The following is a 24,711-nucleotide window of genomic DNA, read 5'->3' as shown; positions in this document are numbered from 1 at the left end:
GAACGCGGTGCAAAAAAGGGCTTGTACCCGGTGGGGAAAATGCCTTAGACAGCGCCACGGATCACAACGATCCAATGAAAAGAGTGGGCCGTTAGCTCAGTTGGTAGAGCAACTGACTTTTAATCAGTGGGTCGCAGGTTCGAATCCTGCACGGCTCACCACTTTTTCCAAGATAATCAATAACTTGTGGGTGTGAGGATTTTCTTGCGCCGGTAGGCTTCATCTGCCGGAAGCAATACGGAAGCACCGTAACAGCCATTTTCACCGCTATTAGCCGTTGCAACTCCGTCACATTTCCCGCGGTTGCACCTGACCTATCTCGCCCTTGTTGGTTTAATCGAATCTGCGCGTTGCCACCCGCAATAGTTGTGTGCATCAATGGCGCAAAAGTGGTGATGTGGGCGAATGCAGACGATTTCCGAATTCATTGAGCGTTGGGCAAAATCCGGTGGCAGCGAGCGTGCCAACTACGCCCTTTTCCTGACCGAATTGACTGAGGTGCTGGGTGTCGAAAAACCGTTGCCGGCAACCGAAACCGGGGAAAACGATCACTACCGTTTGGAGCGCCCGGTTTCATCGGCAGTGATAGGCGAGACGTCCAAGAAATTCATCGACTTCTATCGGCGCGGCAGCTTCATCCTAGAGACCAAGCAAGGCTCACAAGCGCAGGCGTCCGATCCTGACCAGCTCTCCTTGCCGACCATTCCCAAGGTCAAGCGCGTCGGCCACGGTGTCAGGGGCAGCCGGACATGGGACAGGGCAATGGTCAAGGCGCGTGGGCAAGCCGATAACTATGCGCGCGGCATCGCCCGCGAAGATGGGTGGCCACCTTTCATCATCGTCTGCGACGTTGGTTACGTTTTTGAGATTTACGCCGATTTCTCGGGGCAAGGGCACGGCTACACACAGTTCCCCGATGGCAACTCGTTCCGCATCTTTCTGGACGACCTGGCAAAGCCCGAAATTCAAGACCTGTTCCGAACCATCTGGAACGATCCACAGTCCTTGGACCCATCCAAAAAGGCCGCTGAGGTCACGCGCGAAATTGCTGACCAGCTGGCCCTGCTGGGCCGGTCCTTTGAGGCTCAGGGCCACGAACCGGACAAAGTCGCAGCTTTCCTGATGCGTTGCCTGTTTTCGATGTTTGCCGAGGACGTGAAGCTAATCCCGCCGGATAGCTTTAAAAAACTTCTGATAGACATGGCGAAGACCCCGGAAAACGCCGCACCCATGTTGCAAGAGCTTTGGGAAAAGATGAACGTGGGTGAGTTTTCGACCGCGATCCGCCACAAGGTTCTGCGCTTCAACGGTGGCTTGTTTGCCGATTCCACAGCCCTGCCGTTGGACAGCCAGCAAATCGCCCTGCTGATCGGTGCGGCGAACAAGGACTGGAAAACCGTCGAACCGGCGATTTTCGGCACGCTGCTCGAACGTGCCTTGGACAAGAGGCAACGGCACAAGCTAGGTGCGCATTACACACCGCGTGCCTATGTGGAACGTCTGGTGATGCCCACCGTGATCGAACCCCTGCGCCGCGATTGGGAGAACGTGCAGACCTCAGCCCTTAGCCATATGGAAAAGGGCGATCAGAAAAAGGCATTGGCCGAAGTTCACGCTTTTCACCGCTACCTGTGCGAGGTGCGGGTTCTCGATCCGGCCTGTGGGTCCGGAAACTTTCTTTATGTCGCGCTGGAACTGATGAAGCGGCTGGAAGGCGAGGTGACGACCCTTTTGGAAGAACTGGGCGAAACCCAATCCGCCCTTGGGCTGGCCGGGCACACGGTTGACCCGCACCAATTTCTGGGGATCGAGCTGAACCCGTGGGCCGCCCGTGTGGCTGAGCTGGTGCTGTGGATCGGCTACCTGCAATGGCACTTCCGCACCCATGGTACCGCCACGCCTGCCGAACCGGTGCTGCGCGATTTCCACAATATCGAAAACCGCGATGCGGTGCTGGACTACACAGGCACAAGCCCGCGCACGGTCGATGGGCAGCCGGTCACGCGCTGGGACGGGATCACCACCAAACCCCATCCCGCAACAGGTGAGGAAGTGCCCGACGAAACCGCCCGCGTGCAGGTTCTGGACTATGCCAATCCTAAGCCTGCGACCTGGCCGCAAGCGGAATTCATCGTCGGCAACCCTCCTTTCATCGGGGCCAGCCGGATGCGCGAGGCCTTGGGCGACGGATATGCCGAGGCGCTGTGGGCAGCTTATCCCAAGATGCCGAAATCGGCCGATCTGGTGATGTTCTGGTGGGAAAAGGCGGCGTTGCAGGCGCGGGCGTGGAACGCCAAGACCGGAAAGGGCGTGCGGCGGTTCGGCTTCATCACCACCAACAGCTTGCGCCAGACCTTCAACCGCAAGGTGTTAGAGCCGCATTTGAACGACCCCAAGAAACCCTTGTCGCTGCTGTTCGCCATTCCCGATCACCCATGGGTGGATGCCAGCGACGGTGCAGCGGTGCGTATCGCAATGACGGTTGCGCAGGCGGGGCGGCGTGACGGGCGGTTGTTGACCATCACCGAGGAGCGCAAGGGACAGACCGAGGATGAGGGCCGTTTGGTGCGCTTTGATGAGGTGCGGGGGCGGATTTTCGGAAATCTGCGGATCGGAGCGGATGTGGCAGGGGCAAAGCCATTGGAGGCGAACGGACAGATCGCGGGGCGTGGCGTTCAACTAATGGGTCAAGGGTTTCTAGTACCAAAATCCCTCGTCCTGACTCTTGCGAGTGCAACAGCCCCGATGACGGAAAAGCATCTGAAGCCTTTTTTGAATGGGCGCGACTTGACGGGCTCTTCAAGGGGGCTTTTCGTCCGCCACGCCGATTTCTCCGCCGAAAGTTTATTGGCCTGATGCGATTGCGTCCTGCTGTTGGCCGAGCAAGAGAAGCCCTTGCTATGGTTTCAGGGTGCTCAAATCTTCCTAATTAAACGATACGTAGGGAACCAGCTGCCCTAGCCATCCAACAATTTAAGTCCTACGCAGCGTGTAGGTAATTACTTTACTACGCATAGGCGCGGCTTGTGTAACGAGCTGCAAGCAAATTGTTGACCTTACGAATCAAAGCTCTTCAAGCGGCCTTGCTGTCTGGCAGCGGCGCGCCACAATTTTTTTCTGATCCCCGGCGGCTCAAGGTGCCGATACTTGCCGCCCGAGAATTTGGGCCAATCGAGTGCCAGACCTTGTCGCACGAGTTCCGCTGCAATGTCGGTTCCGTCCGGCAGAAAGCAATTCGCCACGATACGGTCGTAAGAAACCTCTTCCCTGATTACTGCCGTAACGACCTTACCTTTACACATCCCAATCACTGCGTACTTGGCCTTCTTTCCCCAAGGGTGATCAAGTTCGGGGGCGTCTATTCCCGCTATCCTGATCTTAGTGCCGCTGATGACAATAGTGTCGCCATCAATTACGTGACACTTGCCCTTTAAAGTTTCTGTTGTCGGAACTCTAACGGGCTGGTGCTCACCAGTTGAGCGCTTAGGGGGAATGCGCGGTCGCGAGGAATTCCGCGTCGAAAAGTCAAAAACTTGCGCACTTTTTGAAGGAGGTCGAAAGAAAATACGAAGCAGCGCCTTGAACATTGTTCCCTTTCAAATGACCAGATAATGCAATGCACTCGATATTGATGATCTGTAGCGACAAAAACAAGGCGACCTTTTGAAGGTCTTTCGTCAAGTTTAAGGCCGTCAGCCGTTCATACCTATCCTATACATAGGGAACTGGCGGCCTGAATTGCCGAATGAATTGGTTTCTACGTAACGTATTAGTTTCTATCTAACGACCCGCAGGCGTGCGGCACGTGGATCTTTATGTACGGCACGCGCCAGACGCGCTGCCACCGATCCCGCCGCGCGCTGCACCGCATCGTCGGCCAGATGCGCATAGCGCAAGGTCGTGGTCAGGTTCTTGTGCCCCATGATTTCCTTGAGGGTGAACGGGTCGATCCCGTCCTTCATCGCCACCGAGGCATAGGTGTGCCGCAGATCGTGTATACGCACGTCGTCCAGCCCTGCCGCCTTACGTATACGCCGCCACGGCTTTTGCAGATTGTTCAACGGCCCATGTTCCGACTCGCCTAGAATTACGTAGGGGTTTCCCGGTTGCCGGGGCAACTCCATCAGAATGTCATAGGCTTCGCGAGGCAACGGGATGCGCCGCCGCCCGGTCTTGCTGTCGGGCAGTTCCAGATGGTGCGTGGTCACATAGTCCCAGCGCAGCGTCAGAATCTCGCTGAGGCGGCATCCGGTGTAGATTAGCAGCAGGAGTGCTGAAACCACGTAAACGGACTCTGTGCCCGCTTCCAGCGCCTCTGCCAGCACCTCGCCAAGCCGTACCTGTTCTTCGTCTGACAGGTAGCCGCCCGAACGTTTGGCCCGCTGGCTGGATGGGATGAACAGCGCAATTCTAACGGCGATGCGCCATCTAGATGGTACCCAAACATGGAGTGTTCGGGCGGAAGGAGCCATGTCTCAGCTTTCGGGCAGAACTCCGGCCGCTCTTCGGTCTGTGTTGACAGAGTGGCCTTTGGTGTCGGCCCCTATGGCGGAGGCCCTAACAGGCGCAAGTCGCGCGGCTGTTCAAAGGAACCTCGCATGGATGGAAGAGCGAGGCCTGATCCGAGAAGTGACAGGGCAAGGACGTTTCAGGATGTGGCGAGTCGCGTTCTAGATTGATCTTGTAGTTCCGAAATCCAAAACCGCAAAATCGATGAGTGCGCGCACCTTTTGGGGCAGCGTGCGCCCTTCAAGGTAGACGGCAGCGACGTCGCCGCGTTCTCCGGTATGGCTTTCAAGCAACCGGACCAGTTCGCCGCGATCGAGTGCGCCGCACAAGGCGAAGCTTGGAACATACGCGATCCCAAGCCCGCGGCGTGTCAGCTCGACCGCGGCACTTGCTGAATTGACGTGAAATCGGCCCTCGATCTGAGCCACGACCTTAGTGCCGTTTTGTTCGAAGGCCCAACGCTTGGGGTTTCTGCGATTGGTATCGACGATGCAGCTGTGTTCTGAGAGGTCGTTTGGCGTTTCTGGGCCGCCGACCCGCGCGAGGTAGTCCGGGCTGGCGACGGGGAGGCTCTCGAATGTGCCAAGTCGCCGGACTTTGAGAGCGGCGATGTCGAAGCGTCCAATCCGAAAGGCAAGGTCGATCCCGTCTGCGGCAAGGTCGCTGAAGGCATCGCTCAGCCTGAGGTCGATGGTGATCCCTGGGTGAAGTTCGGAGAACCGCGCCAGCATTCCCGCGATATAGACCTCGCCGAAGGTGATCGGGGCGGAAATCCTCACAACGCCCGACAACCCCTTCGACGAGTCCGAGATATCGGCCAGCAAGTCGTCGAGATCGTCCAGCAGGGCAGGGGCACGGGACAGCAGGTCGGAACCGGCCGGCGTCAGCCCAACTTTTCGGGTTGTGCGCTGAAAGAGCCGCACACTGAGGCGTTGCTCAAGCTCGGCCACATACTTCGAGGTCAATCGGTTCGAAATACCCAGTTGAGTTGCCGCTCCTGTGAAGGAGCCGGACTGCGCCGTGGCGACGAAGGCGCGGAGCTGATCGAAAAGGTCCATGTGACTATTGCGAACAAATTGTGGATGGTCATTCTCGATCTTCGCCATTTCGGGCTTTATCTGCAAGCCGTATGTTCCTTCACAGACAAGCTGCCCCGGGCGGCTTTCAACAAAAGGACACGGATATGACCACGCACACAAACTCTGATTATGCCGCCTTCGCACTTCGCGTCGCGAGCGGTTCGCTCTTTCTCGCCCATGGCTGGCTGAAGATCAGCGTCTTCACCATCGCCGGAACCGTCGGCTATTTCGAAAGCCTCGGCCTGCCCGGGCTTCTGGCCTATTTCACGGTCGCGGCCGAGATCGTCGGTGGCATCGCCCTGATCCTCGGCATCGGCACGCGTCTTGTCTCGCTGGCGCTGATCCCGGTGCTTCTGGGGGCAACCTGGGTCCATGCCGGGAATGGCTGGCTGTTCTCGGCGGAAGGCGGCGGCTGGGAATTCCCGATCTTCTGGGCACTCGTGCAGGGTGCGATTGCCACGCTCGGCAGCGGTGCCTTCGCGCTGAAAGTCCCGGCGCTGCAGAGGGCACTGGGCCAGTTCGCCTAATTCTCCCATCAATCCCGGGCGGCCTTTGGGCCGCGCGGACACAATCGAAAGCGGCCCATCATGCGCATTCACAGCCTAGAAGACCTCAAGGATCGCTTTGCGCCCTCCGACCGGATGCCGGTCGTTTTTCTCGGGCATGGTAGCCCGATGCACGCGATCGAAGACGGGCCGTTCAGTCGATCCTGGGCGCTGCTTGGCCAGAGCCTGCCACGACCCAAGGCGATCCTCGTCGTCTCGGCACATTGGATGACCCATGGCACGACGCTAGTGGATGTCTCTGCCATGCCGCGCACGATCCACGATTTCTACGGGTTTCCCGAGGCCCTCTATCAACAGCGCTACCCGGCCCCCGGCCAGCCCAATCTGGCGCGCGAGGTCGTGTCGCTTCTCCATAGCCATCGCGCCGCCGGGGATGAGACCTGGGGTCTGGACCACGGTGCCTGGGCCGTCCTGAAGTTTCTTTATCCCGATGCGGATGTGCCGGTCTTTCAGGTCTCGGTCGACATGGGACGGGGACTGGAACATCAACTCGAGATCGGCCGGGCCCTCTCAGACCTGCGGGACCGGGGCATCCTGATCCTCGGCTCGGGCAATGTCGTCCACAATCTGCGCGCCATGCGCCGGGGTGGCACGCCACAGGATTTCGCGCAGGAATTCGATGCGCTTTTTGCCGACCGTCTCTCGGACCGGGATTTCCGGACGCTGGCGGATGCGGAAGGGCTGGGCGCCCTCTTCACCGCTGCACACCCGACCGTGGATCATTATCTGCCAGCGCTGACAATCGCCGGCGCGTCGGACACGCGCGACGACCTGACCTTCATGACCGATGCGATCGATCTTGGATCAGTGTCGATGCGGTCCTTCATCTTTCACGCGACCTGAGGAGACAAGGCATATGCTTGTGGACGGCAAATGGATTGAAAACTGGCAGCCAGTGCAGAAAGCCGACAAGGACGGCCGCTTCGTGCGCCAGACCTCCAGCTTTCGCAACTGGATCACGCCGGACGGTGCGCCCGGCCCGACCGGGGAAGGCGGGTTCACGGCCGAACCTGGCCGCTACCGGCTTTATGTTGCTCTGATCTGTCCCTGGGCGTCGCGTGCGCTGATCGCCCGAAAGCTGAAGGGACTTGATCACATAATCCCGGTGACCGTGGTGAACCCGACCCTGACCGATCAGGGATGGAGTTTCGGTGGTTTTCCCGGCGCTGACGGGGATCCGCTGTTCGGGTCACGCTATATGCACGAGATCTATACTCAGGCCGATCCAAGTTTCACCGGGCGCGCAACGGTTCCGGTGCTCTGGGACACGAAGCGGAATGTGATGGTGAACAACGAAAGCGCCGATATCCTGCGCATGTTTGATACCGCCTTCGAACATCTCGTTCCCTCCGATCTGCGGCTCTAGGGGCATTGACCACGGGTGAAGTGATTGGGCGAGGTGTTGTGCAAAGCCCAGCGGCCGTGCAGGCGGTAGCAAAAACCGCCAGCGCTCAGCTGCTAAGGATGTCGGAAAGGGCAAAGAGGTTGCTCCATTGATTGACGGTGGAGATTTCTTATACTGTCAATGAGTTGCAGGGTGTCTTGTGCAGTGCTTGTTCAGTTTGTGATCGCGCGACTTCGCGCTGTGTTGCAGGCATTCCGGCGCGTTCGCCCAGACCCTAAAAAAGTTGCGATACAGTGAGACCGCTTCGGTGGTGTCCTTCGCGCAAAAGCGGATTCCGTAAGTTCTGTTTACCTCGTCGGCGCTGCGGTGCCACCGATTTGGAAAGGCAGAGCATTAGGCACCATGCGGCAGCCGATACACTGGCTCGCCTGGAAGAAGAAGGGCACTATCTGTGATCCGGTGTTCGTGAACGGGCGTCTTCTAGGTCCGGTGCAGATCGGATTGTGGAACTAGAAAATCCGAGCCGTCGACGACGATATCGGAAAGGCTGTAGCGGTCAAAGACCTCAAGCATCGCCTCGATGGCACTGTCAAATATGCGGGGTAGGCGGCATGAGCGCGTGATCAGGCATTTGTTGTCTGCTCGGAAGCATTCGACCAGCGCGAAATCCGACTCGGTTGCCCGAATGACGCTGCCGAGGTTGATCGTCTCTGACGGCCTCGCCAGACGGAAGCCGCCCGAGCGTCCGCGCTTAGCCTCGAGGAACCCTTCGCGCGTCAGCGTCCGAACCACTTTTTTCAGATGCGGTGCAGAAATTCCGTAGACTGCGGCGGCCTCTTCGATGGTCACGTTCTTGCCGTCCTTGCTGGCCGCGAAAATGAGGATGCGCAGCGCATAGTCGGTAAATTCTGTCAGTCTCACGCGGGTCACCTCCATCTGCGGCAAGCGTCTGTGACACCGGTCTTGCCAGTGCCTGAAGATTACCCCTTCGGAAGGGTCATCTTGCTTGATCTCAATCAAGGCGCCGTTCTGAGTTCGATGCGACAAGCCTTCCAGAAAAGGGTGATCTGAGATGACCCAAATATCGCGGCTTTGGAATGTCTAGGACTGATCCACATACGAACCCGGCATGTCTTCGGAACCTTTGCAAGGTTTTCTGCCGCGTTTTTGTGATCCTTGCCGTCATTGGACTGGTCATGGATATCGCCCGACCCGGTCGCGCTCATGCCGGTGAGAGCGTTTATGGGTTCGAAATCGTCATATGCTCCGGCGACGGGGCCAAAACGATAACGGTCGATCGAGAGGGCAATCCGATCGAAGCGCCTGGCGACGCCGTGTGCGATTGTGGCTGTGCCGCATGTCCATCTTCCGGTGGTGTTTGCCTGATCCTGGAAGCTTCTGCCCAGGACCAGCCGATGTCCTTTGCGGCCGCCGCCCCATGCACCTTGAAATCGACAAACCGCACCCGTGAACGCGGGCGGTTGCCGGTCCCGCGTGGCCCCCCGACCGAGAAAGAAGCCTGATGTTCCTGTTCCGAAGCCTCCTTCGCATCCTGTTCCTGCTTGCCGCAATGGCCGCGCCCGCATCCGCGCAGAGTCCGGTTCTCGGCCAGTTTCTCGGCGAAGTTTCCCCTTCCGAGCTTATCGAAGGCGCAGACGCCTTCGGCCCGATCCGTGACGATCTGCCGGTCGTCCCCGTCCAGACCGGCGGCGAAACCGTGGGCTGGGCATTCATCACGTCGGATTTTGTCGGCACGACCGGCTATTCCGGCAAACCCATCCACGTGATGGTCGCCATCGGACAGGATGCCGTGCTGCGCGCAGTCCGTCTGGTCAAGCATTCCGAACCCATCGTTCTGATCGGCATTCCCGAGGCCAAGGTGCAGGCGCTGACCGCCTCATACGCCGGTCTGGACATCGCGGCCGAAGCGGCGGTCGGCGGTGTCGCGCATGATCTCAACATCATTTCCGGCGCGACGGTCACGATCATGGTCATCGACGACTCGGTCGTCCGGTCCTCGATCCGGGTGGCGCGCACCCTGGGTCTGGGTGGACTCGCCCCCGAAACTGCGCGCGAGGGGCCGAAATACGCGATCAATGCCGAGGCGACCGCGGCAGGCGACTGGCAGACGCTGGTCGGGGACGGCACGATCCGGCGCCTGTCGCTGGATGTCGGACAGGTGAACCGCGCCTTTGAACAGGTTGAAGACCCGCGCGCGGCGGCGCGTCCCATTGCCGGGGCGGAAGACGACACGTTCATCGATCTCTACGCCACACTTGTCTCGATCCCGGGGATCACTGACGCGCTGCTTGAACCGGCCGAGGGCCAGAACCTTCGCGACTGGCTGGCCGAGGGCGAGCACGCTCTGCTGGTCGCCGGTCGTGGGCAGTATTCCTTCAAGGGCTCGGGCTATGTCCGTGGCGGCATCTTCGACCGCATCCAGTTGATCCAGGGCGATATCTCGGTGCGCTTCCGCGACCGCGACCACCGCCGTGTGGGCGCCATCGCCACGGACGGGGTGCCGACCCTGTCCGAGATGGACCTGTTCCGCATTCCCGCTGACATCGGCTTCGATCCGACCGAGCCATTCCGCCTGCAGCTTCTGGTCCAGCGTGATGTGGGCGCCATCGAGCGTGTCTATACTACCTTCGAGATGGGCTGGCAGCCACCCGCCGCCTTCCTGGAGCCGATCACACCCGAACCCGCGCCCGCCGCAGCGATCGCGCCCGAGCCGGACGAGGCCAGCGCCAAGACGGCGCTCTGGCAGCGCATCTGGCGTGACAAGACGGTGGAGATCGCCGTTCTGGCGGTGATGCTCGCGGTTCTGACGGTCGTGTTCTTCTTCCAGGACCTCGTCACGCGCTCAGCCCGCGCCACGCTCTGGTTCCGCATGGGTTTTCTGACGTTCACGCTGGTTTTCCTCGGCTGGTATGCCAACGCGCAACTGTCTGTTGTGAACTTGATGGCGCTGGCCAATTCGCTGGCGACCGACTTTACATGGGAAGCGTTCCTGCTGGATCCGCTGACCTTCATCCTGTGGTTCTCAGTTGCTGCCGCACTGATCTTCTGGGGGCGCGGTGCCTATTGCGGCTGGCTCTGCCCGTTCGGCGCGCTCCAGGAGCTCTCGAACCGCATCGCTAAAGTCTTCAAAGTGCCGCAATGGGAGCTGCCCTGGGGTCTTCATGAACGCCTGTGGGCGGTGAAGTACATGCTCTTTCTGGGGCTGTTCGGCGTCTCCCTCGCCTCCATCGAACAGGCCGAGCATCTGGCCGAGGTCGAGCCGTTCAAGACCGCGATCGTGCTGAAGTTCGACCGCGCGTGGCCCTTCGTGCTCTATGCCAGCGTCCTGCTGTTCATCGGGCTCTTCGTCGAGCGGTTCTACTGCCGCTATCTCTGCCCGCTGGGCGCAGCCCTCGCAATTCCAGCCCGGATCCGGATGTTCGACTGGCTGAAGCGCTACCGCGAATGCGGCAATCCCTGCCAGACCTGTGCCAACGACTGCATGGTCCAGGCGATTCACCCGACCGGCGAGATCAACCCGAACGAGTGCCTGAACTGTCTGAACTGCCAGGTACTCTACCGGTCGAAAACGAAATGTCCTGTCGTCCAGCGCCGCGAGAAACGCCGAGCGAATGCTTCGGTGAGCACCGAGGCGCTCGACAGGGTTCTGACCAATCACCCCAACAGAAAGGAGACTCGAAATGTCTGACAAAATGGGGAAAAGCGGCATCAGCCGGCGTGGCCTTCTGGGCGCGACGGCGGGAGGGGCCGCACTCGGCACGCTGGGCGTATCCGGCAGTGCCATGCTGGGCGGCGCAACGGGCGCGGCCTTGCTGGGATCGGCCACGCCGGCCCGGGCCGCAACAGAGGCCGGCCATGTCGCGCCGGGTGAACTGGACGAGTATTATGGCTTCTGGTCGTCTGGCCAGACCGGCGAGATGCGAATCCTTGGCGTCCCCTCGATGCGCGAACTGATGCGGGTGCCGGTGTTCAACATCTGCTCGGCCACCGGCTGGGGCATCACCAACGAGTCGAAGAAGATCCTGACCGAGGGCCTGACCCAGAAGACCAAGGACTACCTGGCTGCCAACGGCCTGGAATTCCCGCGCAATGGCGACCTGCACCACGTCCACATGTCCTTCACCGAGGGCAAGTATGACGGCCGCTTCCTGTTCATGAACGACAAGGCCAACACGCGCGTCGCTCGGGTGCGCTGCGACGTGATGAAATGCGACAAGATCATCGAGATTCCGAACGCCAAGGGCATCCACGGCCTGCGTCCGCAGAAGTGGCCGCGCACCAACTACGTCTTTGCCAACGGCGAGGATGAGGCGCCCATGGTCAACGATGGACAGGTGCTCGACGATCCGTCGAAATACGTGAACTTCTACACGGCCATCAACGCCGACGACATGACCATCGCCTGGCAGGTGATGGTGACCGGCAACCTCGACAACACCGATGCGGACTATGACGGCAAGTACGCATTCTCGACCTCCTACAACTCCGAGATGGGCATGAACCTCGCCGACATGACGGCGGCGGACATGGACCATGTCGTGGTCTACAACATCGCCGAGATCGAAAAGGGCATCGAGGCCGGCGACTTTGTCGAATTGAACGGCGTCAAGGTGATCGACGGGCGCAAGGGATCGGAAAAGAACTACGTCCGCTACATCCCGATCCCGAACAACCCGCATGGCTGCAACATGGCGCCGGACCGGGTGCACCTGTGCATCGGTGGCAAGCTGTCGCCGACGGTCAGCGTGATCGACGTGCGCAAGCTGGACGCGGTGTTCTACGACGGCGCCGAGCCGCGCTCGGCCGTGGTGGCGGAACCGGAACTGGGTCTCGGGCCGCTTCACACCTGTTTCGACGGCCAGGGCAACGCCTTCACCACGCTGTTCCTTGACAGCCAGGTGGTGAAGTGGAACATCGAGAAGGCGGTGCAGGCCTATGCCGGAGAAAGCGTCGATCCGATCATCTCGAAGACCGACGTGCACTACCAGCCGGGCCACAACTCGACCGCTGAGGGCGAGACGCTGGATGCCGCGCCGAAATACTACATCTCTATGAACAAGTTCTCGAAGGACCGCTTCATCAACGTCGGCCCGCTCAAGCCCGAGAACGAACAGTTGTTCGTCATCGACGGTGACAACCTGACGCTCATCCACGACGGACCGACCTTCGCCGAACCGCACGACTCGATCCTGGTGCACCGGTCCAAGGTCAATCCGCTGCATGCCTGGAACCGCGACGACCCGATGTGGGAAGACGCGCGCCAGCAGGCCGCAGCGGACGGCGTCGACCTCGACTGGGGCCATGACGAGATCATCCGCGACGGCAACAAGGTCCGCGTCTACATGTCCTCGGTCGCGCCGCAGTTCAGCCTCGAGAAGTTCACCGTCAAGCAGGGCGACGAAGTGACGGTCTATGTCACCAACATGGACGACATCGACGACCTGACCCACGGCTTCACCATGGGCAACCACGGCGTCGCGATGGAGGTCGGGCCGCAGCAGACGGCCTCTGTGACCTTCACGGCGGCGCAGCCGGGCGTCTACTGGTACTATTGCCAGTGGTTCTGCCACGCGCTCCACATGGAGATGCGCGGCCGGATGTTCGTCGAACCGCAAGGCGCCTGACTATGAAGTGCATCCGGCTCCTCCTTGTCGCCATCCTGGCCGCCCTCGCGGTCCAGGCGGCGGCGGAAACGCGGACGGTAGCGCCCGCGCCGGGTGCGCTTGTCTCCGCCGTCGCCGGGGCCAGCCCCGGCGACGTGCTGATCCTGATGCCGGGCCTGCATGAGGGCCCGGTGTCCATCGACCTTCCGCTGACCCTTGAAGGCCACGACGGCGCCATCCTCGAAGGCAACGGAACGGGCAGCGTCGTTTCCGTGAGCGGCGACGGCGCAGTGATCCGCAACCTGACGATCCGTGGCTCGGGCAATGACGGCGCAGAAATCGATTCAGGAGTAAAGCTCGAACGGACGGCCACGAACGCGCTTGTCGAGAACAACCGCCTGACTGGCAACCTGCACGGCATCACCGTGCATGGCGCGCGCGACAGTATCGTGCGCGGAAACCGGATCGAAGGCCGCCGCGATCGGCGGGTGAACGACCGGGGCAACGGGATCTACGTCTGGAACGCACCCGGCACGCTGGTCGAGGCCAATGACGTGATCTGGGGCCGCGACGGAATTTTCGCTAATGCCTCGAAGGAGAACACCTTTCGGAACAACACCTTCCGCGACCTGCGCTTTGCCGTGCACTACATGTACACCAACAATTCCCAGGTCATCGGCAACATCTCGCTGGGCAACACCCTGGGGTTTGCCCTGATGTTCTCGAACCGGATCGAGGTGCGGGACAACCTGTCGCTGGGCGACCGCACGCATGGCATCATGCTGAACTACGCCAACAACGCGCAGGTCACTGGCAACCTGGTGCGCGGCGGCACGCATGAAAAGTGCACCTTCATCTACAACGCGCACAAGAACCGGATCGCGGGCAACCGCTTCGAGGGATGCGAGATCGGCATTCACTTCACCGCCGGGTCCGAGCGCAACCAGATCACCGGCAATGCCTTCGTCGGCAACCGCCACCAGGTGAAATACGTCGGAACCCGACACATGGAATGGAGCGCGGAAGGCCGCGGCAATTTTTGGTCGGACCACCCGGCTTTCGATCTGGACGGTGACGGGATCGCGGACGGGGCCTTCCGGCCGAACGACCTGATGGACCACATCCTGTGGTCGCAGCCTTCGGCCAAGCTGCTGCTGGGCTCGCCCGCGGTGCAACTGGTGCGCTGGAGCCAGTCGGCCTTTCCGGCGACCTTGCCCGGCGGCGTCGTGGACAGCGCGCCGCTGATGGTGGCGCCCGAGATCGCAGTGCCGGGCGAAATCGAGGCGATGGAGGCCGAAGCCCTGGCCCGCGCCGAAGACAGACAGGAGATGAGCGATGCTGACCTGCTCTCGGGTCACTAGGACCTTCGGCGCCGTCGAGGCGCTGCGGGATGTCAGCCTTTCGGTGGCCGAAGGCGAGCGCGTGGCGCTGCTGGGTCACAATGGGGCGGGCAAGTCGACCCTGATGAAGACCATCCTTGGCCTGATCCCGGCAACCTCGGGCGAGATCCGCGTGGCGGGCGCCGCGCCCGGCGACCGCGCCGCGCGCGAGGCCACGGCCTATCTGCCGGAAAACGCGGCCTTTCACCCGGCCCTGACCGGGCGCGAGCAGATCGCGCTGTACCTGCGGCTGCGCGGCGAACCGGCCTCGAAAGCCGGCGCCCTGCTGGAACGGGTCGGGCTGGAGCAGGCCGCCGACCGCCGGATCGGCACCTATTCCAAGGGGATGCGGCAGCGCGTCGGGCTGGCGCAGGCGCTGATCGGACGGCCGCGCCTGATGGTGCTGGACGAACCGACCAGCGGCCTCGACCCCGTCTCGCGGCGCGAATTCTACGCCATCCTCGCCGACCTGGCGCGGGACGGCACGGCGATCCTGCTGTCCTCGCATGCCCTGACCGAGGTCGAGGCGCGCACCGACCGCATCGCCATCCTGTCGGAGGGGCGGCTCGTCGCCAACGACACGCTGGCCAACTTGCGCCGCGAGGCCGGGCTGCCGATCCATATCCAGGTGGCCGCCCGGCCCGAGACGGTGAGCGACGTGGCACGGCGGCTGGATGGCACCCGCGTCAACGGCGTGCGGGTCGACCTGACATGCGCGCATGGCGACAAGCTGTCCCGCCTCGGCCAGATCGCCGGTCTCGGCGGCATGATCGAGGACGTCGAGGTGATCCCGCCGAGCCTAGAGGACCTGTACACTCATTTCAGCCGGAGGGCAGATCAATGACCCGTGTGATGGCCGGGGCCGGATCCGAGATCCGCATCGCGATGCGCAACCGCTGGGTCGCGATCGCGGTCGCGATGATGGCGCTCTTTGCGCTTGTCCTGTCGGCGGCGGGCAGCGCGCCGACAGGACAGATCGGCGCCGACAAGCTGTCGGTCACGGTCGCCAGCCTCACCTCTCTCGCCGTGTACCTCGTTCCGCTTCTCGCGCTGCTGATGTCCTTCGACGCGGTGGCGGGCGAGATCGAGCGCGGCACCTTGCCGCTGATCCTGACCTATCCCGTCAGTCGGGGCGAGATCCTGGCGGGTAAGTTCCTCGCCCATCTGGCGGTTCTGGGCATCGCCCTTCTGGCCGGCTACGGCGTGGCCGCCGTGGCGGCCTTCGCTTTCGATCCCGGGGCGGCGGCAGGCCTGCCCGCGCTTGTGCGGTTGCTGCTGTCCTCGCTGTTGCTGGGCGCGGCTTTCCTCGGGGTGGGATATGCCGTCTCAGCGGTGTCGCGCCGCCCGGGCGCGGCCGCCGGGGCGGCCATCGGGCTGTGGCTGGTCTTCGTCGTGCTTTACGATCTCGGACTGCTTGCCGCCGTGGTCGCCGATGGCGGGGGCGCCTTCACCACGGGGGTCTTCCCCTGGCTGCTGCTGGCCAACCCGGCCGACGCCTTCCGCCTCTATAACCTCGCCGCCTCCGAGGCGGCGGGCGCGGCGGCGGGCGTCGCAGGCGCGGCGCAGACCATTCCGCCGGCCTTGGCGCTATCCTTGCTGCTGGTCTGGGCGGCGGGCGGTTTTGCCCTTGCCCTGCTCGCCTTCCGGAGGGTGCGGCCATGACCCGCCTCATGGCTCTCGCGCTTGTCGCTATCGTGCTGTCGGGCTGCAAGGAAGAGCTGGCCGAACGGCCGTTGCCCGTCACCATGACCGCCGAGGCCGTGGGGCATTACTGCCAGATGGACCTGCTGGAACATCCCGGCCCCAAGGCGCAGATCCATCTGGCGGGTCTGCCCGATCCGCTGTTCTTCAGCCAGGTGCGCGACGCGATCGCCTACCAGCGGATGCCCGAGCAAAGCCACGCCATCGCCGCGATCTATGTCAGCGACATGGGTGCCGCCCCTAGCTGGGAGGCGCCCGGCGCCGACAACTGGATCGCCGCCGAGACCGCCGTCTACGTGGTTGGCGCCACCGTCGCAGGCGGCATGGGGGCGCCCGAGCTGATCCCCTTCGCCGATCGCGCCGCTGCCGAGGATTTCGTCGCCCGAAACGGCGGCGAGATCCTGTCGCTGCTCTCGGTGTCGGACGAGACGGTGCTGGCCCCGGTCGAGTTCACGCTCGACGACGAGGGCAATTTCATTCCGCCCGAGGGGGCGGCCATCGACTAGGAGACCACCATGCCCAGCCTTTCCCGCCGTCGCTTCATCGCGATCTCTGCCGCCACCGCGCTGGCGGGCCCCGCTTCGGCGGCGCCGAAGCGGTACTGGTCCGGTACCGCGCTTGGAGCGCGGGCGTCGATCACGCTGGACCACCCGGATTCTGCCAAGATCGTCACGGCCGTGCTGCGCGAAATCGACCGCCTCGAGGATGTCTTCAGCCTCTATCGGCCGGGCTCGGCCCTGTCGCGGCTGAACCGCGACGGGTCGCTGGATGCGCCGCCGTTCGAGCTTGTCGAATGCCTTGGCATCGCCGGTGCCGTGCATAACGCGACCGGCGGTGCCTTCGACCCGACGGTTCAGCCGCTCTGGGCGACCTATGCCGAGGCATATGCCGTGGGCGGCACGGTGACGGGCCCGATGCTGGAGGAAGCGCGATCGCGCGTCGGCTGGTCACGGCTCACAGTCGCCCCGTCGCGGATCGCCTTCGCACGGTCGGGCATGGCCCTCACGCTGAACGGCATCGCGCAAGGCTATGTCGCCGATCGCGTGGCAAGGATGCTGGAGGCGCAGGGCCTCGACCGAATCCTGATCGACACGGGAGAGTTGCGCGCCTTGGGTGGCATGCCGTCTGACGCCCCATGGTCGGTGTCGCTGCCCGATGGCAAGGCGTTCAGGTTCCGTGACCGCGCGCTGGCGACATCGGCACCGCTGGGCACGTCCTTCGACACGGCTGAAACCATCGGCCACATCCTCGACCCCCGGACCGGACTGCCCGCCCCGGCAACGGCGCGCAGCGTGTCGATCACCGCGCCCACGGCAGCCTTGGCCGACGCCCTTTCGACCGGACTTTGCCTGCTCGCCGACGCAGAGGCAAAAGAGACCATTGGACGGCTGCAGGACTGCCGCCTGGTTTGACGCAGCGCCTGGGACCGCGCCGCAAGGCGGCAGGCCGCTCGCGACCGTCGATCCCGGGTCAGGGGCGCTCCAGTCCGCGACTGACCGCCGGGTCAGCCGATCTTGGTTCGCGCATGTCCTCCAGCACGGCATAGAAGGCAGGCAGGATGACGAGGATCAGAACGGTGGCGGCGAGCAGCCCGAAGACTACCGAGATGACCAGCGGCTTGAGCGTCTGCGCCTGCGTCGAGGTTTCGAGGAGTAGCGGCGCCATTCCCATGATGGTGGTTGAAACAGACACGAAGATCGGTCGGAACCGGGACCGCACGGCTTCGCCTGCGGCGCGTGCGGCGGACAGACCCTCGGTGCGGCGGGTCTTGATGACACCGACAAGAAGGATGGCGTTGTTAACCACGATCCCTGCGAGCGAGGCCGCCCCCACCAGCGAGGGCATCGAGATGTTGTAGCCCATCAGCACATGACCCCAGATCACGCCGAGAAACGCGAGCGGGATGGTGATCATCACAATCAACGGCTCGACATAGCTGCGGAACTGGAAGCTGAGCACGAGGTAGATGCCCACCAGCCCGATGAGGAACCCACGCAGGATCGAGGCGACGGTTTCCGCCGAATTCGCCGCTTGGCCGCCGATCTCGAAACCCAGGCCGGGGGTGGTGGCCGCCAGGTCGGGCAGGAAACGCTCGGCCAGCCGCGCGGTGATCGCGTCGGCATTGCCGATGCGACCATCCACATCGGCTGCAACGGTCAGCGCACGCAGGCCATTGCGGCGCGTGATGGTGCCCCAGCCGCGCGCCTCGTCGATGGTGGCGATGCTCGACAGCGGCACCGTGCCGCCACCGGGCAGGGCGATTTCGAAGTTGCTCAGATCGGCGCGGCTGACGCGGTCATCATCGGCCAGCCGCACCTCAAGGTCCCAGGCCAGATCGCCGCGCCGGATTTCAGAAAGCTGCGTGCCGAGAAAGGCCGCGCGGATCTGGCCAGCGACGTCCGTGGCGGCCAACCCGAGGGCTTCGGCGCCCGGCGCAAGTCTCAGTCGCAATTCGGGCGCGCCCGGGCGCAAATCGAGGATCGCGTTGCGCACACCGGCATAGGTCTCGAGTTCCGCCAACACAGTGCGGCCTGCGGACTCCAGGGTGGCGAGGTCTGGGTGGGTCAAGCGCAATTCCACCGCGATGCCCTGCGGGCCGATCCCCGGCTCGGTCAGGATCAGTGAGTTCACACCGGGCAGAGTGCCGATTTCCTCGCGCCAGAGCGTCACGATTTCGTCCAGCGTGCTGCTGCGTGTCTCGGCGCCGAGCAGGTCCACTGCGACGGTGGCGACATGGGCACCGGTCTCGCCCGCCGACAGATTGCGGCCCAGCCGCGTGATGCGTCGGACGACAAGCGCTTGCGCCCCGGGTTGTTCGGGGGACAGGCGGGCGTTCACGCGCTCCAGCGCCGCCTCTACCTGGGCGACGGCCTCGGTCGTGCGCCCAAGCGGTGTGCCCGCGGGCAGCATCAGCCGCGCCTCCAGCACGTCGCCGTCGATCTCGGGCATCGCCTCGCGCTTGACCACGCCGCCGCCCAAGGCGCCGACGGTCACGATCAGCGCGCCGATGGCCAGCCCGACAACAAGCCAGCGCGCCTTGATCGCTGCGTCTGCCAGGCGGCCCACGCCACGTTCGCGCAGGGCATCGAAACCCGCCTCGAAGCGCATTCGCAAGTGCGACGGGGCGGTGTCCTTCATCCCACCTTTCAAGTGGTGGGGCAGGATCAGGAAGGCCTCGATCAGCGAAGCGGCGAGCGCGGCCAGCAGGACCACGGGCAGAACCTCCAGGACGGCCCCCAGTTCGCCCGCCAGAAAGGCCAGAGGCAGGAACACGGCCAGCGTCGTCAGGAAGGACGAGATCACGCCGGGCGCCACGGCGGCGACGCCCGCCGCCACGGTTTCGACCGTCGCGCCCTTGGCGGCATGCACCGCGATGGAATCCGCGATCACGATGGAATCGTCCATCACGATCCCGATCGCCATCAGCAGGGCCACCAGTGTCATCATGTTCAGGCTGAGCCCGGTCAGCCCCATCCAGACGAATGCCCCGGCAAAGGCCACGGGCAGGCCCATGGCGGCCCAGACCGCGAAACCGGGGCGGAAGAACAGGCTCATCACCACGACAACCAGCACAAGCCCGATCACCCCGTTCTGCACCAGCATCACCAGCCGGTCGCGGATGATGGAGGTCACGTCCTGCACCACCTCAACCGTGATCGTTTCGGGCAGGCGTGCCGTTTCCTCGGCCACCAGCGCTGCGACGCTGTCCAGTACCCGAAGCGCGTCGGCTTCGAGCGCCTTGGCCACATCGATCACGATGGCGGGCGTGCCGTCGACAAGGGCGCGGTCCTGCGGCGGCTCGAAGCGCTCCTCGATCACTGCCACGTCCCCAAGCGTCAAAGTCGCACCATTCGGCAGAACCAGCACGGGGATCGTGGCAAGGGAGATGGTCGTGTCGCGTTCCGCAGTGAAGCGCAAGGTCAGGTCCGCGCCCGGCCCCTCCAGAGTGCCGGCGGGCAGGTCGATGCTCTGTGCAGCGATTGTTGCGGCCAATGCGGCTGGCGTCAAACCGTGGCTGTCGAGCGCGGCGCGCGTGGCGGTGATGGAAAGCGTCCGGGTGCCGAGACCCCCGCGTGTCACGCGGGCGACACCGGGCAGGGCGGTCAGGCGGTCCGACAGGGCGTCAGCATAAAGATCCAGTTCGCTCAGCGGCAAATCACCCGAGATCGCGACGGAGGTGACCGGATCGGAACGGTGCAACTCGCGTACCACGGCGGGATCGGCGCGGTCGGGGAAGGTGTCGATGGCCGACACCTCGGTGCGCAGCGAATTGACGAAGCGCAGCGCATCGTTACCGGGCGCCATGGTTGCCACGGCCCGCGCGCGACCAGTCTGGGCCGTGCACGTGAAGGTTTCCAGCCCCTCGACACCCTGCACTCCGTCCCAGAGCGGCGCGCAGATCGCGGCTTCCACATCCTCGGCTGCAGCGCCCCGGTAGGGCACGGTGACCTCGGCCTCGACGGCGCGGAAATCGGGGAAGGTTTCGCGCAACAGGCCCGGCGCGGCAAAGATGCCCGCTGCAAGGAACAATAGAAGCAGCAGGTTGCCCGCCGTCGGGTGGCCGGTGAACCAGCGTATCATGGCTGGACCTCGACCGGGATCAGGGCCATGCCGGGAATGGCCGGCGCGATGTCGTCGATCACCACGCGTTCGCCCGGCGACAGGCCAGCGGCGATAACGACGCGGCCATCCTGCGCGAAGGCGGCGGTGACGGGGCGCAATTCCAGCAAGTCTTCGGGGCCAAGGATACGCACCATGTCGCCATGCAACGCCGCCTCGGGGATCGCGATGAGGCCTGTCATGGAAGCGCCCGAAAAGGCAAGCTGCACCTGCATGTTGGGTACCAGCGGCAGGCGGCGGGGCGGGTCGGCGCCCTCATAGGGGTCGTCAACCCTGACCACGACCGGCACGGTGCGCGCACGGGCATCCAGCGCGCCCTCGATCCCGACAACGCGGGCGCTCCAGATCTGCTTCGGGTCCGACAGAGGGCTGAGCGTCACTGCAATCCGCGTGGCGGGCATGTCGCGCATCATGTCGGCAAGGGTGATGCCCTCCGGTGCATCTCCCAGCAGCTGTCGAAAGCTGTCGATGGGCAGATGCGCCACGACCTCGGCCGCCGCGATCCCGTCGGCACGGATCACCACCTGACCGGGGGCGACGGTCTGAAACAGCTCAGCATTCACCTCGGTCACGCGCAGGTCGAACGGCGTCGTCAGGGTCGTGCGGTCGAGCGAGCGGCGCGCCCGGTCTATGGCGGCCTCGCTGCGTGCGACCTGCGCCGCTATCCGCGCTTGGCGAGACGGGATCAGGGCGAGCGTGTTCTCCAGTTCCGCCACCGTGCGGCGGGCCAGAAGGGTCGCGCGCTCGGCCTCGTCGGCGCGCGATTGCGGAACGGCGCCTTGCGCGACGAGTGTGCGCGTGCGTTCCAGATCGGTCTCGGCCAGGGCCAGCCGGTTCTGTTCCAGCGAAAGGATGCGCCGCGTGTTGTCCGCCTCTGCCGTAAGCTGCACGCGCTCGGCCTCCAGCACCGCGAGGTCGGCCTGCGATTGCGCCAGCGCCAGCTCGTAGTCGGCGGGGTCGGTCCTCAGCACTTCCGTCCCCGCCGGGATCAGGCGACCGGGCTCAAGGTCCGGATGGCGCCAGATCACCTCGCCCTGCACCTCGGCCACGGCGACCCAGTTCTCCGCCGCGCGCAGGCTGCCCCAAGCGGTCGCGGCGGGCCGAATATCCTGCGCCGCGACCGTCATCACCCGAACGGGCAGCGCGGGCGCGTCGCCCCCGACCTGCGCGGGGCCGGGGGCAGACGCGATCATCCATACCGCCGCGGCAATGCCGAGCGCGATGGGTGGCAGTGCCAGGAGCGGGGCGAGGCGCATGGGTTCAGCCCTGCGCCCGGCGCATCCGCGCCAGCGTGCCGTCGCGCAGGATGAACTGGTGGTAGAGCGCGCCAATCACATGCAGCGCAACCAGCGCCAGCAGGATGATCTTCATCACGTTATGCCCCTGCGCCGCGGCCTCGACCCCACCGAACCACGCGACAGACCCGCTGAGTGGCATCAGGATCATCAGCGCGTAAAGCCCGACATGGGTGAGCTTCGCGAGAATGCCTTGCACCTTGCTGGCCTCGATCGCCGGGGGCACGCCGCGCCTGGCGAGCAGGGTCAACCGCCACAGTGCGAAGATCATCACCAGCGCGCCGCCCGCCACATGGGCCAGCACGAGCGGGTCGAACCCAGCCTCCAGCCCATCGGTGATGCGGTCCCATGCGGCCGACATCGCGTCCTTGAAAAGATATTGCTGCGCGATCAGTGCGAAGATGAGCCAATGCAGCGCGATCTGAAGGCGGGAATAGCCCTTGGGGGCGGTTCTGGCGGGCATGGCGAGGATCCTTTCGGTCAGGGTGCGCGACTCGGATAGAGGTTGCGGTTGTCAACAGTATATGTTAGTGAGTTATAACTAACAAGAGGTGACTCATGTCGGGCCGTCAAAGTGCTGAAGAGAGAAAGGCGCAAATTGTGGCCGAGGTTCTGCGACTGGCCGACGAGATCGGACCCGACCGGCTGAGCACCACAGATGTCGCGCGTGCCATCGGCCTCAGTCAGCCTGCGATCTTCCGGCATTTCCCCACCAAGGGCGCGCTCTGGCTGGCGGTGGCCGAGGATATCGCTGACCGGTTGCAGAGTTACTGGGCTGCGGCCGAGGCAGGGGCCACCGGGCCGCACGAACGCCTGAAAGCGCTGATCGGTGCGCAGCTGTCAGCCATATCCGAGACGCCAGCCCTGCCGTCGATCCTGTTCTCGCGCGAGTTGCAGGTGGACAATCAAGCCCTGCGCGACGTGTTCCGGGGGCTTCTGGGCGCTTTTCAGGGCCGCCTTGTTGCCGTGATCCGTGATCTTCAGGCTGCGGGCGATCTGAAGCACGACGTCAGCCCGGAAGATGTCGCCATCCTGTTGACGTCGCTGGTGCAGGGTGTCGCCATCCGCTGGACGCTCGGCGCCCGGGGCTTTGCGCTCGTGCCTGAGGGGTTGCGGCTGTTTGACGTGCAGATGGAACTTCTACGCGCAAAGGAGGGCGTTTGCGATGCCTAGAACCAGCCTGACGCGCCGCATAGCGGGCGGTGTTGCGATTGCCTTTGGCGTGTTGACCATTTTTTCTGGTGGCCGAACATTGCTCGGATCAGCCGACATGGGGGCAGTCGTACCCTTCGTGCTGTGGTTCAACACGCTGGCCGGGCTCGCCTATGTCGTCGCGGGTCTCGGCCTGTGGCAGGGGTGGCGATGGGCCTGGCCACTATCGTTCGTGATCTTCGCCGCAACGCTGCTGGTTTTCGCGGCGTTCGGCCTGCATGTCGCCCAAGGTGGAGCCTTCGAGATGCGTACCGTTTACGCCATGGCCTTGCGCAGCGCGGTCTGGGGCTGGATCGCGTGGGTGGCGCGTCAGGCGTTTTCCGGTCGGTAAACGCAATCGGCCAGGGTGCTGCGGTTGAGGTCGGCGACAAACGCCGCCTCGGCATGGGCTAGCCGCGCTTTCAGCCGACATTGCGGGGTCAGGGTGCAGCTGTTGGTGCCGGCCGCGAAGCATTCCACCAGAGCCTGATCTGCTTCGAGGGTCGCCACCACATCGCCCAGGCGGATGTCCTCGGGCGCGCGGGCCAGCATGGCGCCTCCCCCACCGCCGCGCCGGGTTTCCAGAAGACCTGCGGCGGCAAGCGCCGAGATCACCTTGGCCAGATGGTTGCGCGACACGCGGAATTCATCGGCCAGTTCCGCGGTGGTGAAGGCCCGGTCGGGTGCGCCCGCCATCCGCATCAACACGCGCAGACCGTAATCGGTGAAGGAGGTGAGGCGCAAGGTCGCGCTCCTGATTTGGTAGTTGAAGTGCGTATTCACGAGAGGTATGCGTATTTCAAATACCAATTCGCTGCAGCCCACGCAAGGACCCGGCGACGCGCGAGGGAAAGGACCCGCGATGAAAGACCTCCCCGAAACGGACGTGCCGCAGGACACCGGCGGCCTGATCGACCATATCCTTACGCGCTTTCACGAGATGCACCGGGAGGATCTCGCCTCGCTCATGCCGCTGGCCGACCGGGTCGAGCGGGTGCACGCGGACGATCCCGAGGCGCCCACGGGGCTCGCCGCGGCCATCCGGACGCTCGCCGGGGAGATGGAGGATCACATGATGAAGGAGGAGATGATCCTGTTTCCGGCCATGCGCGCGGGCGGCGGGCCGGGGATTGAGCACCCCATCGCGGTGATGCGCACCGACCACGACGATCACGCCGAAAACATCGCACTGATCCGGCGGCTCACCTGCGATCTGACGCCACCCGAGCACGCCTGCGGCTCCTGGCGCTCGCTCTATGGCGGTCTGACGGCGCTGTTCGACGACCTTGCTGCCCATATCGCGTTGGAGAACGATGTGCTGTTCCCGCGATTCGAGCAAGCTTGAGGCGAAGATGCGGCTCGCGGGAGTGACAGTCGAAGGACGCGGCGGGACGGATCGTCT

At 63.7% G+C, this 24,711-nt stretch carries 22 protein-coding genes, 1 tRNA gene and 1 pseudogene; 16 read left to right on the top strand and 8 right to left on the bottom strand.

Annotation, left to right across the window (positions count from 1 at the left end):
• Positions 1–85: 85 nt before the first annotated feature.
• Both AC2FMM_RS08315 and AC2FMM_RS08310 read left to right on the top strand, forming a co-directional pair.
• A tRNA-Lys gene (locus tag AC2FMM_RS08315) sits at positions 86–161 on the top strand.
• Positions 162–405: 244 nt separating this feature from the next.
• Positions 406–2,856, top strand: a complete 2,451-nt coding sequence (locus tag AC2FMM_RS08310) for a class I SAM-dependent DNA methyltransferase (protein WP_496796302.1) — start codon at positions 406–408, stop codon at positions 2,854–2,856.
• 200 nt (positions 2,857–3,056) lie between these two features.
• Here AC2FMM_RS08310 and AC2FMM_RS08305 read toward each other — a convergent pair whose 3' ends face one another.
• Positions 3,057–3,587, bottom strand: coding sequence for a thermonuclease family protein (locus tag AC2FMM_RS08305; RefSeq protein WP_496680102.1), 531 nt, complete (start codon positions 3,585–3,587; stop codon positions 3,057–3,059).
• 189 nt (positions 3,588–3,776) lie between these two features.
• The gene (locus AC2FMM_RS08300; RefSeq protein ID WP_496796301.1) at positions 3,777–4,472 is read right to left on the bottom strand and encodes a site-specific integrase; all 696 of its coding nucleotides are present in this window, start codon (positions 4,470–4,472) and stop codon (positions 3,777–3,779) included.
• On the opposite strand from AC2FMM_RS08300, the pseudogene AC2FMM_RS08295 reads away from it, so the two are divergent.
• Positions 4,363–4,674 (top strand): annotated as a pseudogene (locus tag AC2FMM_RS08295) (helix-turn-helix domain-containing protein); the annotation flags it as partial. The gene AC2FMM_RS08300 and the pseudogene AC2FMM_RS08295 sit on opposite strands and share 110 nt — an antisense overlap.
• Here AC2FMM_RS08295 and AC2FMM_RS08290 read toward each other — a convergent pair.
• Positions 4,671–5,567, bottom strand: coding sequence for a LysR family transcriptional regulator (locus AC2FMM_RS08290; RefSeq protein WP_496712531.1), 897 nt, complete (start codon positions 5,565–5,567; stop codon positions 4,671–4,673). The pseudogene AC2FMM_RS08295 and the gene AC2FMM_RS08290 overlap by 4 nt on opposite strands.
• Positions 5,568–5,692: 125 nt before the next feature.
• Here AC2FMM_RS08290 and AC2FMM_RS08285 point away from each other — a divergent pair, with 125 nt between their 5' ends.
• From AC2FMM_RS08285 to AC2FMM_RS08275, 3 genes are read left to right on the top strand one after another with little or no spacing between them, the layout of a single operon-like run.
• The gene (locus AC2FMM_RS08285) at positions 5,693–6,115 is read left to right on the top strand and encodes a DoxX family protein (RefSeq protein WP_496712505.1); all 423 of its coding nucleotides are present in this window, start codon (positions 5,693–5,695) and stop codon (positions 6,113–6,115) included.
• A 60-nt stretch (positions 6,116–6,175) separates the two neighbouring features.
• The gene (gene ygiD / locus AC2FMM_RS08280) at positions 6,176–6,997 is read left to right on the top strand and encodes a 4,5-DOPA-extradiol-dioxygenase (RefSeq protein WP_496712506.1); all 822 of its coding nucleotides are present in this window, start codon (positions 6,176–6,178) and stop codon (positions 6,995–6,997) included.
• Positions 6,998–7,049: 52 nt separating this feature from the next.
• Positions 7,050–7,520 carry a glutathione S-transferase family protein gene (locus tag AC2FMM_RS08275; protein WP_496796300.1) on the top strand — a complete coding sequence of 157 codons (471 nt, stop codon included), beginning with the start codon at positions 7,050–7,052 and terminating at the stop codon, positions 7,518–7,520.
• A gap of 459 nt (positions 7,521–7,979) precedes the next feature.
• Here AC2FMM_RS08275 and AC2FMM_RS08270 read toward each other — a convergent pair whose 3' ends face one another.
• The gene (locus tag AC2FMM_RS08270) at positions 7,980–8,519 is read right to left on the bottom strand and encodes an RrF2 family transcriptional regulator (RefSeq protein WP_496711579.1); all 540 of its coding nucleotides are present in this window, start codon (positions 8,517–8,519) and stop codon (positions 7,980–7,982) included.
• A 502-nt stretch (positions 8,520–9,021) separates the two neighbouring features.
• On the opposite strand from AC2FMM_RS08270, the gene AC2FMM_RS08265 reads away from it, so the two are divergent.
• Genes AC2FMM_RS08265 through AC2FMM_RS08235 form a run of 7 tightly spaced genes read left to right on the top strand, consistent with a single transcriptional unit; the run spans position 9,022 to position 17,615 of the window.
• A complete protein-coding gene (locus AC2FMM_RS08265) occupies positions 9,022–11,208 on the top strand; it encodes a 4Fe-4S binding protein (RefSeq protein ID WP_496711580.1) in 2,187 nt (728 codons plus the stop codon).
• Complete coding sequence (gene nosZ, locus AC2FMM_RS08260) at positions 11,201–13,144, top strand: TAT-dependent nitrous-oxide reductase (RefSeq protein ID WP_496711581.1); 1,944 nt, start codon at positions 11,201–11,203, stop codon at positions 13,142–13,144. Before AC2FMM_RS08265 ends, nosZ begins: the two co-directional genes overlap by 8 nt.
• Before the next feature lie 2 nt (positions 13,145–13,146).
• Positions 13,147–14,484: a nitrous oxide reductase family maturation protein NosD gene (locus AC2FMM_RS08255; protein ID WP_496796299.1), complete on the top strand. Its 1,338-nt coding sequence runs from the start codon at positions 13,147–13,149 to the stop codon at positions 14,482–14,484.
• Entirely contained in the window at positions 14,459–15,346 is an 888-nt protein-coding gene (locus AC2FMM_RS08250) for an ABC transporter ATP-binding protein (RefSeq protein ID WP_496796298.1), read from the top strand. The genes AC2FMM_RS08255 and AC2FMM_RS08250 overlap by 26 nt, the downstream gene beginning before the upstream one ends.
• Entirely contained in the window at positions 15,343–16,164 is an 822-nt protein-coding gene (locus tag AC2FMM_RS08245) for an ABC transporter permease (RefSeq protein WP_496796297.1), read from the top strand. Before AC2FMM_RS08250 ends, AC2FMM_RS08245 begins: the two co-directional genes overlap by 4 nt.
• A complete protein-coding gene (locus AC2FMM_RS08240; protein ID WP_496796296.1) occupies positions 16,161–16,709 on the top strand; it encodes a nitrous oxide reductase accessory protein NosL in 549 nt (182 codons plus the stop codon). Before AC2FMM_RS08245 ends, AC2FMM_RS08240 begins: the two co-directional genes overlap by 4 nt.
• A gap of 9 nt (positions 16,710–16,718) precedes the next feature.
• Positions 16,719–17,615, top strand: a complete 897-nt coding sequence (locus AC2FMM_RS08235; protein ID WP_496796295.1) for an FAD:protein FMN transferase — start codon at positions 16,719–16,721, stop codon at positions 17,613–17,615.
• A gap of 58 nt (positions 17,616–17,673) precedes the next feature.
• On the opposite strand, the gene AC2FMM_RS08230 is transcribed toward AC2FMM_RS08235, so the two are convergent.
• The 3 genes from AC2FMM_RS08230 to AC2FMM_RS08220 all read right to left on the bottom strand — a co-directional run bounded on the left by AC2FMM_RS08230 (position 17,674) and on the right by AC2FMM_RS08220 (position 22,581).
• Complete coding sequence (locus tag AC2FMM_RS08230; RefSeq protein ID WP_496796294.1) at positions 17,674–20,784, bottom strand: efflux RND transporter permease subunit; 3,111 nt, start codon at positions 20,782–20,784, stop codon at positions 17,674–17,676.
• Positions 20,781–22,016: an efflux RND transporter periplasmic adaptor subunit gene (locus AC2FMM_RS08225; protein WP_496796293.1), complete on the bottom strand. Its 1,236-nt coding sequence runs from the start codon at positions 22,014–22,016 to the stop codon at positions 20,781–20,783. The genes AC2FMM_RS08230 and AC2FMM_RS08225 overlap by 4 nt, the downstream gene beginning before the upstream one ends.
• A 67-nt stretch (positions 22,017–22,083) precedes the next feature.
• Entirely contained in the window at positions 22,084–22,581 is a 498-nt protein-coding gene (locus AC2FMM_RS08220; RefSeq protein ID WP_496711588.1) for a cytochrome b, read from the bottom strand.
• A 137-nt stretch (positions 22,582–22,718) separates the two neighbouring features.
• Between AC2FMM_RS08220 and AC2FMM_RS08215 the strand changes: the two genes are divergently transcribed.
• Together AC2FMM_RS08215 and AC2FMM_RS08210 are read left to right on the top strand one after the other, a co-directional pair.
• On the top strand, positions 22,719–23,291 hold the full coding sequence (locus tag AC2FMM_RS08215) for a TetR/AcrR family transcriptional regulator (protein WP_496711589.1): 573 nt from the start codon (positions 22,719–22,721) through the stop codon (positions 23,289–23,291).
• Between the two features lie 97 nt (positions 23,292–23,388).
• Positions 23,389–23,661, top strand: coding sequence for a hypothetical protein (locus AC2FMM_RS08210; protein ID WP_496711590.1), 273 nt, complete (start codon positions 23,389–23,391; stop codon positions 23,659–23,661).
• Here the strand turns inward: AC2FMM_RS08210 and AC2FMM_RS08205 are convergent.
• A complete protein-coding gene (locus tag AC2FMM_RS08205; RefSeq protein WP_496711591.1) occupies positions 23,640–24,053 on the bottom strand; it encodes an RrF2 family transcriptional regulator in 414 nt (137 codons plus the stop codon). The genes AC2FMM_RS08210 and AC2FMM_RS08205 overlap by 22 nt on opposite strands.
• Positions 24,054–24,171: 118 nt before the next feature.
• Between AC2FMM_RS08205 and AC2FMM_RS08200 the strand changes: the two genes are divergently transcribed.
• Entirely contained in the window at positions 24,172–24,654 is a 483-nt protein-coding gene (locus AC2FMM_RS08200; protein WP_496711592.1) for a hemerythrin domain-containing protein, read from the top strand.
• Positions 24,655–24,711: the final 57 nt, after the last annotated feature.

The organism is Ruegeria sp. BHSC043 (assembly GCF_059612985.1).
The sequence above is the reverse complement of the archived record's forward strand: the minus strand, read 5'-3'. Positions and strand labels throughout refer to the sequence as shown.

Coding starts and splice junctions, on each gene's coding strand:
- AC2FMM_RS08265 (WP_496711580.1), top strand. CDS start 9,022: ATGTTCCTGTTCCGAAGCCTCCTTCGCATCCTGTTCCTGCTTGCCGCA.
- AC2FMM_RS08235 (WP_496796295.1), top strand. CDS start 16,719: ATGCCCAGCCTTTCCCGCCGTCGCTTCATCGCGATCTCTGCCGCCACC.
- AC2FMM_RS08290 (WP_496712531.1), bottom strand. CDS start 5,567: ATGGACCTTTTCGATCAGCTCCGCGCCTTCGTCGCCACGGCGCAGTCC.
- AC2FMM_RS08250 (WP_496796298.1), top strand. CDS start 14,459: ATGCTGACCTGCTCTCGGGTCACTAGGACCTTCGGCGCCGTCGAGGCG.
- AC2FMM_RS08300 (WP_496796301.1), bottom strand. CDS start 4,472: ATGGCTCCTTCCGCCCGAACACTCCATGTTTGGGTACCATCTAGATGG.
- AC2FMM_RS08255 (WP_496796299.1), top strand. CDS start 13,147: ATGAAGTGCATCCGGCTCCTCCTTGTCGCCATCCTGGCCGCCCTCGCG.
- AC2FMM_RS08220 (WP_496711588.1), bottom strand. CDS start 22,581: ATGCCCGCCAGAACCGCCCCCAAGGGCTATTCCCGCCTTCAGATCGCG.
- AC2FMM_RS08310 (WP_496796302.1), top strand. CDS start 406: ATGCAGACGATTTCCGAATTCATTGAGCGTTGGGCAAAATCCGGTGGC.
- AC2FMM_RS08245 (WP_496796297.1), top strand. CDS start 15,343: ATGACCCGTGTGATGGCCGGGGCCGGATCCGAGATCCGCATCGCGATG.
- AC2FMM_RS08285 (WP_496712505.1), top strand. CDS start 5,693: ATGACCACGCACACAAACTCTGATTATGCCGCCTTCGCACTTCGCGTC.
- AC2FMM_RS08210 (WP_496711590.1), top strand. CDS start 23,389: ATGGGGGCAGTCGTACCCTTCGTGCTGTGGTTCAACACGCTGGCCGGG.
- AC2FMM_RS08240 (WP_496796296.1), top strand. CDS start 16,161: ATGACCCGCCTCATGGCTCTCGCGCTTGTCGCTATCGTGCTGTCGGGC.
- nosZ (WP_496711581.1), top strand. CDS start 11,201: ATGTCTGACAAAATGGGGAAAAGCGGCATCAGCCGGCGTGGCCTTCTG.
- AC2FMM_RS08225 (WP_496796293.1), bottom strand. CDS start 22,016: ATGATCGCGTCTGCCCCCGGCCCCGCGCAGGTCGGGGGCGACGCGCCC.
- AC2FMM_RS08200 (WP_496711592.1), top strand. CDS start 24,172: ATGAAAGACCTCCCCGAAACGGACGTGCCGCAGGACACCGGCGGCCTG.
- AC2FMM_RS08230 (WP_496796294.1), bottom strand. CDS start 20,784: ATGATACGCTGGTTCACCGGCCACCCGACGGCGGGCAACCTGCTGCTT.
- ygiD (WP_496712506.1), top strand. CDS start 6,176: ATGCGCATTCACAGCCTAGAAGACCTCAAGGATCGCTTTGCGCCCTCC.
- AC2FMM_RS08305 (WP_496680102.1), bottom strand. CDS start 3,587: ATGTTCAAGGCGCTGCTTCGTATTTTCTTTCGACCTCCTTCAAAAAGT.